General features: G+C 35.5%; 14 protein-coding genes. 1 reads left to right on the top strand and 13 read right to left on the bottom strand.

Annotated features, from left to right (window positions below; translation table 11 throughout):
* Positions 1–41: 41 nt before the first annotated feature.
* From rpsI to DWB61_RS00730, 13 genes are all read right to left on the bottom strand, one after another.
* Positions 42–428 carry a 30S ribosomal protein S9 gene (rpsI, locus tag DWB61_RS00790; RefSeq protein WP_125028940.1) on the bottom strand — a complete coding sequence of 129 codons (387 nt, stop codon included), beginning with the start codon at positions 426–428 and terminating at the stop codon, positions 42–44.
* A 5-nt stretch (positions 429–433) separates the two neighbouring features.
* Positions 434–889 (bottom strand): 50S ribosomal protein L13, encoded by a 456-nt coding sequence (rplM, locus tag DWB61_RS00785; protein ID WP_125028938.1) that lies wholly within the window; start codon positions 887–889, stop codon positions 434–436.
* Positions 890–1,310: 421 nt separating this feature from the next.
* Positions 1,311–2,453: a hypothetical protein gene (locus DWB61_RS00780; RefSeq protein ID WP_125028936.1), complete on the bottom strand. Its 1,143-nt coding sequence runs from the start codon at positions 2,451–2,453 to the stop codon at positions 1,311–1,313.
* Between the two features lie 295 nt (positions 2,454–2,748).
* Positions 2,749–3,624 (bottom strand): ATP synthase F1 subunit gamma, encoded by an 876-nt coding sequence (gene atpG, locus DWB61_RS00775; RefSeq protein WP_125028934.1) that lies wholly within the window; start codon positions 3,622–3,624, stop codon positions 2,749–2,751.
* Positions 3,625–3,700: 76 nt separating this feature from the next.
* Positions 3,701–5,305, bottom strand: coding sequence for a F0F1 ATP synthase subunit alpha (atpA, locus tag DWB61_RS00770; protein ID WP_125028933.1), 1,605 nt, complete (start codon positions 5,303–5,305; stop codon positions 3,701–3,703).
* 156 nt (positions 5,306–5,461) lie between these two features.
* Complete coding sequence (atpH, locus tag DWB61_RS00765) at positions 5,462–5,995, bottom strand: ATP synthase F1 subunit delta (RefSeq protein WP_125028932.1); 534 nt, start codon at positions 5,993–5,995, stop codon at positions 5,462–5,464.
* A gap of 54 nt (positions 5,996–6,049) precedes the next feature.
* Positions 6,050–6,544, bottom strand: a complete 495-nt coding sequence (gene atpF, locus DWB61_RS00760; RefSeq protein ID WP_125028930.1) for a F0F1 ATP synthase subunit B — start codon at positions 6,542–6,544, stop codon at positions 6,050–6,052.
* A gap of 110 nt (positions 6,545–6,654) precedes the next feature.
* Positions 6,655–6,912: an ATP synthase F0 subunit C gene (atpE, locus tag DWB61_RS00755; protein WP_156190146.1), complete on the bottom strand. Its 258-nt coding sequence runs from the start codon at positions 6,910–6,912 to the stop codon at positions 6,655–6,657.
* A 60-nt stretch (positions 6,913–6,972) separates the two neighbouring features.
* A complete protein-coding gene (gene atpB / locus DWB61_RS00750; RefSeq protein ID WP_125028929.1) occupies positions 6,973–8,061 on the bottom strand; it encodes a F0F1 ATP synthase subunit A in 1,089 nt (362 codons plus the stop codon).
* Positions 8,062–8,259: 198 nt separating this feature from the next.
* Complete coding sequence (locus DWB61_RS00745) at positions 8,260–8,631, bottom strand: hypothetical protein (RefSeq protein WP_125028928.1); 372 nt, start codon at positions 8,629–8,631, stop codon at positions 8,260–8,262.
* Positions 8,632–8,707: 76 nt separating this feature from the next.
* On the bottom strand, positions 8,708–8,953 hold the full coding sequence (locus DWB61_RS17950) for an AtpZ/AtpI family protein (RefSeq protein ID WP_125028926.1): 246 nt from the start codon (positions 8,951–8,953) through the stop codon (positions 8,708–8,710).
* Positions 8,931–9,308 (bottom strand): bactofilin family protein, encoded by a 378-nt coding sequence (locus tag DWB61_RS00735; RefSeq protein WP_125028925.1) that lies wholly within the window; start codon positions 9,306–9,308, stop codon positions 8,931–8,933. Before DWB61_RS00735 ends, DWB61_RS17950 begins: the two co-directional genes overlap by 23 nt.
* Before the next feature lie 395 nt (positions 9,309–9,703).
* Positions 9,704–10,321 carry a glutathione peroxidase gene (locus DWB61_RS00730; protein ID WP_125028923.1) on the bottom strand — a complete coding sequence of 206 codons (618 nt, stop codon included), beginning with the start codon at positions 10,319–10,321 and terminating at the stop codon, positions 9,704–9,706.
* 215 nt (positions 10,322–10,536) lie between these two features.
* On the opposite strand from DWB61_RS00730, the gene hemN reads away from it, so the two are divergent.
* On the top strand, positions 10,537–11,901 hold the full coding sequence (hemN, locus tag DWB61_RS00725; protein ID WP_125028921.1) for an oxygen-independent coproporphyrinogen III oxidase: 1,365 nt from the start codon (positions 10,537–10,539) through the stop codon (positions 11,899–11,901).
* The last annotated feature ends 43 nt before the right edge of the window (positions 11,902–11,944 follow it).

Below are 11,944 nucleotides of genomic sequence, written 5' to 3'. Positions count from 1 at the left end.
GAAGTCTTAACAATTTAGATACTAAACCTGCCACAAAAATATTAACGCTTGCTAAATTGAAATTTCTTACGAGCTTTTGGTTGACCCGGTTTCTTACGCTCAACCTCACGAGGGTCACGTGTCATGAATCCTGCTGTTCTCAAAGCTGCTTTATCTTCAGCGTCGATTTTAACTAGAGCTCTAGCGATAGCCAAACGAAGTGCGCCTGCTTGACCTGTTACTCCTCCTCCATCAAGGTTAACCTTAATATCATATTTATCAGCAACATCTAAAAGATTAAGTGGCTGTAATACAACATACTGAAGAGTCCCGGTAGTAAAGTACTCTTTAAGCTCTTTTTTGTTGATGGTAATCTGACCTTTACCTTCGCTAACATAGATACGAGCAACTGCCGATTTTCTACGTCCAATAGCATTAATAACTTCCATACCTATTATTTAATAGTGTTTAAATCCAATTTCTTAGGCTGCTGAGCTTCATGCTTGTGCTCTGAACCTGCATATACGTTAAGGTTTCTGTAAAGTTGACTACCTAAACGATTTTTAGGAAGCATACCTTTTACAGCCATCTCAATCACTCTCTCAGGGTGCTTTGCAAGCACAATCTCTGGATTTGCAAAACGCTGTCCCCCTGGGTATCCAGTGTAACGTACATACTGCTTATCAGACATTTTCTTACCTGTCAAACGGATTTTCTCAGCATTGATAATAATCACGTTATCTCCACAATCAACATGAGGAGTGTAATTTGCCTTTAATTTACCTCTTAGTAACATTGCTACTTTAGAAGCAAGACGTCCCAACACTTCGTTCTCTGCATCGATAACAACCCACTCTTTAGTAACGGTCGCTTTATTGGCAGAAACTGTTTTGTAACTTAATGTATCCACTTTATAAAATTTTAATAATTTATACTTAATACAAGTATTCAATTTGGTCTGCAAAGATATCTGTTCCCAGTAAATACACCAATTCTTCAACGATTTATTTATGAATAACTTAAACCCTGTGTGGATAATCGGGGCAATATTGGATTATTAAGTTACTCCCACAAATCAAATTCGTGTACCTTAATGAAACTGATTGAAATACTTGCTAAGGGTAGTAAAATCAGTATCTTAAGATGAAAAAACAGGACTTTTAGTAGCCATATCGCATAAATGCTCTGCAAAAGTATAAAATTTATTTGGGATAGAAACTTTATTTTTCTAATTATTTTATCCTGACAGAGTTGAGGAATTAAAACTCTGCATGAATAAGGCCGTTTAGAAGAGTATTCGAAATAAATAGAATTTACAAAAACGCAGTATATTATTTCCAGTCAAGCTTTTTCAGGAAAAACTCACCATTAATCTTTACGAATAAAGATGTCGCATAGGAGAAATCATGATTCGAATTCATATCAAGATATGTATCAACCTGTCCCCCTAATATGATCCCTTTAGCAATAGATTTTTGAATTCGATATTTAGCCGTTACAATCTCGCGTCTCTTCTTAATATAGTCATTATTGATAACTGACATAGACTGAAAAAAGGCAGAGCCTCTTGAGGAGTTAAACTTATCGCCAATCCAGTACCCTAGCTTGAGATTAGAGTGTTTTGTTTCTGCTCCAATACGAAAATTAAAACCCTTCCCCCTGCCATAAGCAAATTCTTTGATTGAGGAATTATCATTAAAAAGGAAAACAAATGCTTCAACATTAATTTTTTTTAAAAACGAATGGTCATAAGCTTTACTGTATGCTAAACCTGTTCCAAAGTGACCAATTGTTTGCTTAAAAGAATCTGAGGAATCAATTTCTCCACCTCGATGTGTGAACAAAACTTGCAAAGGTATAGTTAAAGAATGACTTGACTCGGAACTGATTAATCGAAGACCTGCAGTCAATCCAAAAGTGAAGACTTCTTGAAAGGGATCATTCTCAAAAATAAACTGCTCCCAATTTATCCAGGTATCAAAATCCAAACGCTCAGACTTAAATAAAGCCTGAAGACCATTTTCAGCTCTGTCTGTAAAAAATCTTTCTGGTTCGAAAAGAGCCTCATGTAAGTGATGATTATTATCTTGATTTAGGGTACCCAGAATTAATGAAAATTTATCACTAGCCTGATAATGAATTGAAAAAACAGGCTCAGAATTAGGATATTCAGCAAGGCCAGAATACTTTTGCAAACGAATTCCAGCCTCAATTCTTAAATCATCTGTTGGATAATAAACTATCTTGGGGGTGGCAATATATCCAATGTAAGTTGCTCCCTTTACAAACTCACCTTTGTATTCATCATTCTTTGCAAAATTCAAGTTTTCTAACCTAAAAAATAATTTTTCCTTTGCGTCAGTTTTAAAATTTCCATAATGACAATAAAAGGGGTTACTCTGTTGAGCATGTAAAGAGAGATTTAAAAATCCTAATAAAAAAAGTATGGTATAGAAAAATCTCTTTTGAAGCATAATTATCATCGGTTTAGTTCGAGCAATATAAAAAAAGATCTCCATATTTTTAAGGAATATTAACATTCCGTTAATAAAGGGAAACTCTTTATTCCTCAATATATACCAATAGACTTAGAACTAAAGCTTAACAGGATATAAAAAAAATAAGCTTAGATCATATAATTGTTCATTATGAATACCAGAAGCTTGAATTTAGATACAGAAAGATGATATAATTTAATAAAATTAACGATTACATACAAAAAATCCCCGCTCATTGAGCGGGGATGCAACAGCTTTTGTTATTAATATTTTATTGAGAAAGTGCATTTGCACCAGAAACAATCTCAAGAATTTCATTAGTAATAGCGGCTTGTCGAGCCTGATTATAATGCAACTTCATCTCTTGAATTAAATCACTCGCATTATCAGTTGCCTTGTGCATCGATGTCATTCTGGCTCCGTGCTCTGAAGCAACAGAATCCAGCATAGCACCAAAAAATTGTGTTTTCAATGATTTTGGAATCAACTCGCCTATAATGGCTTCTTTTCCAGGCTCAAAAATATAGTCAGATTGAGCTGTGTCAGCATCGCTATCATTGGTAACAATTGGTAAAAACTGCTCATTAGTTAAGATTTGAACACCTGCATTTTTAAACCGATTGTAAACCAGCTCAACTCTATCATATTTACCTGCAACATACTCTTCCATTATAGAACTGGCAATAGAAGACGTGTTTTCAAAGTTCATATCATCAAAAAGCTCATTGTGGTGGACAATTACTTGATGAACTTTAGATATATCTTTAAAGCCTTGTTTACCAATTGCTAAAACCTTGAAGTTCCCCTCAGCTTTTTGCTTAGAGTAGACATCTCTAGAGAGTTCATTTACACGCTTAAGAACATTTGAATTAAAAGCACCGCACAAACCCTTATTCGAAGTTATAGCAACCAACAAAACTTTGTCAGCCTTACGTTCAGCACCATAAATATTATCCTCTGAATCACTTAAGCTTCCTGATAAATTCCCAAGAATCTCTTGTAATTTATCAGCATAGGGGCGAATTTGCACAATAGCATCCTGAGCTTTCTTCAGCTTAGCTGCCGAAACCATTTTCATAGCAGCAGTAACCTGTTTGGTTTTCTCTACGGATGATATTCGTGTACGTATTTCCTTTAAATTGGCCATTCTATAATCAAATTAAATGGCTTTTGTAAATACCATTAACTCCTAATCTCTAAGAGTTAATGGCTATATACTAAAGCTAGTTTTTATATTTCTCAGATACTTCAGCGGCAACCTGACGCATTGTATCTTGTGCTTGGTCTGTATATTTTCCAGTTGCCAACTCGCTTAACACATCTTTGTGTTTCAACTCCATCAAATCCAAGAAATCTTTCTCGAATTCCTTGGTTTTTGCAACAGGAACATGACGTAATAAACCTTGACTACCACAGAACAAAATTGCGACCTGTCTCTCAACAGAATATGGCGAATACTGTCCTTGCTTTAAGATTTCAACATTTTTAGCACCTTTATTAAGTACAGATAGAGTAGCTGCATCCATATCAGAACCAAACTTAGAGAATGCTTCCAATTCACGATACTGAGCTTGGTCAAGTTTCAATGTACCAGCCACTTTCTTCATCGACTTAATTTGTGCATTACCTCCCACACGAGATACCGAAATACCAACGTTAATAGCTGGACGAATACCCGCATTAAATAGATCAGACTCTAGGAAGATCTGTCCGTCAGTAATCGAAATTACGTTAGTTGGAATATAAGCAGATACATCACCTGCCTGAGTCTCAATAATTGGAAGTGCCGTTAAAGAACCACCCCCTTTAATAATCGATTCTCCATTTTCATCTCTAGCATCTATCAAACTTTGTGGCAAATCATTCATCTGACGAGCAATATCATCAGAGTTAATAATTTTTGCAGCACGTTCTAATAAGCGCGAGTGAAGGTAAAATACATCACCTGGATATGCTTCACGCCCTGGTGGACGACGAAGTAATAATGAAACCTCACGGTAAGAAACCGCTTGTTTCGATAAATCATCATATATAATCAAGGCTGGACGACCTGTATCACGGAAAAATTCTCCAATAGATGCTCCAGCAAATGGTGCATAAAATTGAAGTGCTGCAGGATCAGAAGCCGTAGCCATCACAATAACCGTATAAGCCATTGCACCATGATCCTCAAGTATTTTAGCAATATTTGCTACTGTAGAACCTTTTTGTCCAATTGCAACATAGATACAAAAAACAGGCTCTCCTTTGTCGTAGAATTCTTTCTGATTGATGATGGTATCAATCGCGATGGCAGTTTTACCTGTCTGACGGTCACCAATAATCAATTCACGTTGTCCTCGACCAATAGGAATCATGGCATCAACCGATTTCAAACCCGTTTGAAGAGGCTCATTTACGGGCTGACGGTACAAAACACCTGGCGCTTTACGTTCCAGTGGCATCTCGTATGTTTTACCTTGTATTGGACCTTTACCATCTATAGGTTCGCCCAGGGTATTGATCACACGGCCTAACATACCTTCACCAACATTGATGGAAGCAATTCGCTTAGTACGTTTCACAGTATCGCCTTCTTTAATCCCTTGAGTGTCGCCAAGCAGTACCGCTCCAACATTATCCTCTTCAAGATTTAGAACGATACCTAAAATACCATTCTGAAATTCGATAAGTTCGTTTGATCCAACGTGTGACAAACCGTAAATACGGGCAATTCCATCACCCACTTGTAGTACGGTTCCAACTTCTTCAAGTTGTGCTTCTGTTTTTAGACCTTCTAATTGTTGCTTTAGAATTTCCGAAACTTCAGCAGGTTTAATACTAGCCATATTTTTTTTGCTTTTGTTACGATTCAAGACTTATATATGAGATTCAAGATCCTCTTTTAAAGTAGGGTCGAAGGCTAATAAAACCTATCTTAAACATCAAAATCCTTTAATTATTCATAGTCGTAAAAAATCACTCTAAGTTAGAGTCAGGTTTTACTACATTAATGCTCTCTTTATTTGATACAATTGATTAGATACACTTGCATCCAATTCCTGGTCATCAACACGAAGAATAAAACCTCCTATAATATCCTTATCAAGAACTTCTTCTAATTCAATTTTCGAATTAAAAGCTTTCTTAAGCATTTCACTTAGGTTCGTTTTATCATCCCCATCGATTTGTCCTGCAGTTGTCAATTTTGCTGATACAACACCCTTATCTTTTCGGCATAAATCCAAAAAATTGCGGACCATATCCTTTATGAAAATTTCACGGCGATTTTCAAAGACCATATCAATAAAACCCAGACTAATAGCATCAAGCTTATCAGCTAAGACTAGTTTAACAGCCTTTCGTTTCTGCGATGTTTTAATCACTGGGCTTTCAACCATCAACCAAAAATCCATAACTGTATTGCAAAGCTCACCAACAAGTTTCATGTCAGCCACCACTGTGTCTAGCACATTCTTTTCTTTTCCTAATAGGAAAAGAGCTTTTGCATATCGAACCGAGATTTTACTTTCGTTCATATCTTCTAATTAATTGCAATCCTCAAAAGGGATAGATGTTCAACTTCCAGAGAATTAATTGATATTTACTTCCTTCATCAACTTCTGGAAATAATCCTTTTGTTGCTGATCATCTTCGAATTGGCGACGCAAAACCTTCTCTGCTATCTCTACTGAAAGAGTAGCTACCTGAGCTTTAATTTCACTTAAAGCTGCTACTTTATCACTTTCGATAGCCTGACGAGCTGATTCAACCACCTTTTCGGCTTCTTCAGTTGCTTTAGTCTTGGCTTCCCTTACAATTTGATCACCCAATTCCTTAGCTTCCTTAAGCATGCCCTCTCTCTCACGTCTGGCTTCCTTCAAAATCTTTTGATTATCAGCCTGCAATTTAGCCATCTCTTCTTTTGCACTTTCAGCAGAAAGAAGCGCCTCCTTAATAGAGTTATTACGTTCCTCAATTGCATCAACAATTGCAGGCCAGGCATATTTCTTCAATAGAAAAAACACACTTGCAAAAGCAATAAACATCCATATGAAAGTTCCCAATTCGGGAGTTACTAAGCCCATAGTATTCTATATTAATAATTACAACTTGTAATTAATGATTTAAAATTAAAATGTTGGTACCCACAATTTGTCGCCGACAACCTCATTGAGCAAATTGTGGGATAATACTATTAAAGTACGATAGCCAACAAACAAATGATGATTGCAAAGAAAGCAGCACCTTCAATAAGGGCAGCAGCAACAATCATGTTTGAACGAATATCTCCAGCAGCTTCTGGTTGACGAGCGATACTCTCTAGAGCAGATCCACCAATCTTACCAATACCGATACCAGCAGCAATAGCAGCTAAACCAGCGCCAATAGCAGCACCAAACTTTGCAAGACCTGCAGTTGCAGCGGCCTGAAGAATAATTGATAATGTAATCATGATAATTTAGTTTAAAATTTATAAAACTATAATGTCCCCCGAAGGAGTTTGATTCAATTTTTAATGATGCTCTTCTACTGCCATTCCAAAATAAAGAGCAGATAAAAGGGTAAACACATAAGCTTGGATTAAAGCAACAAGCAATTCAAGAACGTCCATGAAAATGACAAAGAAAACTGAAATGACAGATGTTCCCATTCCTAAAGCAGGGCTCATTTCTCCAAATATAAAGATCAAAGAAACAAAGGCCAATACAATCATGTGACCTGCAGTAATGTTTGCAAAAAGTCGAACCATTAGGACGAACGGTTTTGTAAAAACCCCCATCAGTTCAACCAATGGCATCAAAGGCACCGGAAATTTCAACCACCAAGGTACACCTGGAGTGTTAAAAATATGCTTCCAATAATTCTTGTTCCCATTTACTGTTGTGATTATAAATGTAAACAGAGCTAAAACCATCGTAATGGTAATATTCCCCGTTACATTGGCTCCACCAGGAATAAAGGGCACAAGTCCCATTAAGTTATTCAACCAAATAAAGAAAAAGATGGTCAACAAGAATGGGACGAATTTTTTATATTTCTTTTCGCCAATTGCTGGTTTTGCAATTTCATCAATTACAAAAACAATAATGGGTTCAAGATATGCCTGAAGACCTTTAGGCTCCTGCCCTTTTCTTTTGGTATACGTTTTAGCAACTGATATGAAAACCCATAGAAGAAAAATCATAGAGATTAACATCGACACAACATTCTTTGTCATCGAGATATCAAAGGGGCGTACATGATGGCCATTAACCATCTCAACAACTTTGCCTCTATATTCACCTTCCTTAGCCAATTCAAATCCTTTATAAGATGAATGACCGTGATGAAAATTGCTCGACATGAAAACATGAAATCCAGAGTGCTCAGAATAAACAATGACTGGTAAAGGTGCTGTAAAGTGGAAATCGCCATAGGAAAAGACATGCCAATCATAAGCATCGGCGATGTGATCCATGATAAAGTTTCCGGGTTCAAATTTCTTTTTGTTGTGGCTTTCTTGATGAATCTCGTGTTCATGCTCATCGCTAACTGAGGCAAAAGCTGGAGTTAGACAAGTAAAAAAGAATGCGATAAGTAAAAGTCGATGAATGTGCTTCATTCCATTCGAAAATATCAGATTAATAAAAGGGTTCTTTACTTGCTAATGACACAAGACAAAACCGGAAATAACTTAAAATCAACCAAGAACAGTTCATGGTGAAAACATCATGTATTTCTCTTCTTAAAAGGCCTTTTTTTTAAGCCCTCCAAATTTAATAAAAAAAAGACATAAGATACCAACTTGTCTTTATTTATCTCACTTTGAATTCAGATTCTTCACTAAAGACGTGACCTCGAATACGGTATAAAAAATGTAACAGGTGGCAAAATAAATTACAAAACTAAGAGCTTCCGACCTATTCGCAAGAACAAAAACGATTATAATCGTCAGATTTAGAAATAGCTTAATGGCAAACCATGCCATAAAACTTGTATTAAAAGCCATCGGACTTTTTTCTTTTTTCTTGACTAATGCAGAATGCTGAATTAGATTGAAGATAAAGAAATATAGTAAAATGAATGGGAAAATAGGATTGAACCAAGGATTCAGTGTCTCATAAAATAAAACAACAGTAAGAACTAAAAGGAATAAGGTTAGAAGTCCCAGGCGGGAAATATGTTTTTTCATGTATTTTAAGTTTTAAAATTGTCGTTTGAGTGTTTTTCCACAAAAACTCCATGAAAATACAGAAAGTCTTTAGATTTCAACTATCCTTTTTGAGAAAATCCTTTAGGGCTATATACAACGAAAGTATTACCCCCAGAAATGCACCTATAACAGTAAACAATGGAAAATCGTTTCCCAAATATTTATCAGCTTGCATACCTGCGAACAATACTAACAATATAATGGCAATCATTTGAAATGCAAGTCCCGAATACTTAGCAGCTTCTCGTAATTGCCTTTTTTTCTTTTCGGCGTCTAACTTATTTGACTGGTTTTTTTTCATCCTTTACAGTTGCTTCATTTCCCATCTTACAAGTTCCTGTAAATTTGGCTCCTGGCTCTACCGAAATTTTAACGGTGTTGATATTACCCAAGATTAGAGCTGATGCTTTAAGGCTAATAATTTCACTGACGTGAACATTTCCTTCAATACGACCAGAAACATCAATTGTTTGACAAGTGATATCGCCTTCAACCTTACCTGTAGGACCAACAACAACCTTACCTTTAACAATGATTTTTCCTTTTACAAAGCCATCAATTCTAATATCTCTTGACGCTTCTATATCTCCATTAATAGATGTTCCATCACAAACTAAATTAACTGCTGTTGTTTGTACTTCGTTATTTCTGCTCATTTTATTATTGCTTTTAAACATTTTCATCTTCAATTTTTGAGACTAACTTACTAAACCTTCAATTACATCAAGTCTTATTAAGTAGGAATCTTATCCTATAAAAACAGAATGCTTGTCCAATATGAGTGATTGTTAATCAAAATATCGCATTTTATTTTCTAGTTCCACAAATATAAAAAAAGCAAGCAGACCTACATCTTTTTTTAGCTTTTTTTAATTTTCCACACTGCTTTCTATTAAACCAATTATCCTATTAATTTAATTCACCCCCCTGATTTCAACCCATATCATTAACGAACTAATTGACACTTTATTGAGAATATCTCAAAAAAAATGCCCTTAAAAACAAGGGCAACACTTATTTTAATAATAAAAAATATTCAAGTGTGATAAGCCTATAAATCACTTAACATATCAGCTATTTCTTTTTCAAAATCTTTGGGAGCAATATTGGGTTCAATGCGCTTAACAAGTTTTCCACTTCTATCAATAATAAACTTCGTAAAATTCCATTTAACACCATCACCTTCATAAATTTCAGGAAACTTCTCACTCAAGAATAATTTGAATTTTTGTCCTGAAGCTGAACTATCAAAACCCCTAAATGGTTTCTGAGAAGTCATCATTTTATACAAAGGGTGTGCATTTACACCTCTAACTTCAATTTTTTCGAACATAGGGAAGCTAACACCATAGTTCTTCTTACAAAATTCAGCAATGTCCGATGAACTACCTGGTTCCTGCTCTAAAAACTGATTGCAAGGCAGACCTAAAATAACTAAGCCTTGATCTTTATACTTCTTATACATGGCTTCCAGACCTTCGTACTGAGGTGTTAAACCACATTTACTAGCCGTGTTTACAACAATCACAACTTTCCCTTTATAAGAACTCATGGGGACATCTTCACCAGATAAAGTTTTAAGCTTAAAATCGAAAAATTTATCTTGAGCTTGTAATGGCAGGGTAAATAAAACGGCCAAAATTATTGTGCAAATACTTAGTGCTTTCATTTAAGTGTTTTTTAAAATTCAAAATGCAAGTTATTCAATAATCACGAAATAAAAGACACTTACGTCTTAAAATTAATAATAGCTGATTACGAATGGAAGTTCTATCAGGGAAAAGATCAAGAAAGTAGAATCGTAGCGGAAGTTTCAACATTCGCAAAAAAAGATATCTTTGTATCAATCAGTAATGAATTTGCTAACAGTCAAGTCACAATATTATGGATAGAGAAGCATTAATAGATAAATACAACGTTCCAGTTCCCAGATACACTAGTTACCCAACTGTTCCGTTTTGGGGAGATGATACGCCCGATGTTGATAAATGGTTCCAGTTAGTGAAACGTTGTTTTAACGAATCGAATCAAACTAAAGGAATTAGTATCTATATTCACCTCCCTTATTGTGAACGTTTATGCACGTATTGTGCCTGTACTAAAGTAATTACTCGCGATCATTGTGTTGAAGATTCCTATATTGATGCTCTCCTTCAAGAGTGGAACATCTATCTGGAGCAGTTCGACGAAAAACCGATCTTAAGAGAACTCCATCTAGGTGGAGGAACACCAACTTTTTTTAGTCCAGAAAACCTGAAAAGATTAATCAACGGAATTAAGTCTAGTGCTGATTTACATCCCGAGCATGAATTTAGTTTCGAAGGTCATCCAAACAATACAACACGTGAACACATGGAAGCTCTTTTCGAGGTTGGTTTCCGTAGAGTGAGTTTTGGAGTACAAGATTTCGACCCTGAAGTCCAAAGAGTTATTAACCGACTTCAAACTTACGAAACAGTAAAAGAGGTAACTGAAATTGCTCGTGAAATTGGCTATCACTCTGTGAATTACGATTTAATTTATGGTTTACCAAAGCAAGAAATCAGCTCAATAAGAGACACTTTTGATAAAGTTTCTGAACTGAAGCCAGACAGAATTGCCTACTATTCATACGCTCATGTACCATGGAAAAGTAAGGGACAGCGCTTATTTACCGAAGAAGATATTCCAGATAGTTCTGGCAAAAGAGCTCTTTACGAATTAGGTAAAACAAAACTTGCTGAACTTGGTTATGATGACGTGGGAATGGATCATTTCTCATTGCCTCACGATAATTTATATCAAGCCAAAATTGAAAAGCGATTACACAGAAACTTTATGGGATACAACACATCTCATACAGAACTATTAATTGGTTTAGGCGCTTCATCTATTTCTGATGCGAAATATGCTTACGCTCAAAATCCTAAAGAAATACACTTATATAAAACTGCTTCTGAAAAAGGAGAGCTGGATTTGGTTAAGGCTTGCTATCTAACGGATGAAGACTTACAAGTTAAAAAAGCCATTTTGGATATCTCCTGTAGAAGAGAACTTGTTTTTTCTGATGAACTAAAGCCATATATGCCTGAAACAATTAAGAAAGAACTCCAAATTATGGCAGAAGAAGGTATCTTAAGTTTCGATTCTAATAAGTTGGAAGTATCTGACTTAGGGATGACTTTCTTAAGAAACATTTGCAAACTCTTTGATAATAGATTGAGAAATGCCAAATCTGGCAATACTAATATGTTTTCTAAAGCAATCTAATTTTGTAGCTTTACATAGCAATAAGCAATTGTTATCTATAACA

Source organism: Ancylomarina euxina (genome assembly GCF_003863355.1).
GTDB classification, from domain to species: Bacteria; Bacteroidota; Bacteroidia; order Bacteroidales; family Marinifilaceae; genus Ancylomarina; species Ancylomarina euxinus.
The sequence above is the reverse complement of the archived record's forward strand: the minus strand, read 5'-3'. Positions and strand labels throughout refer to the sequence as shown.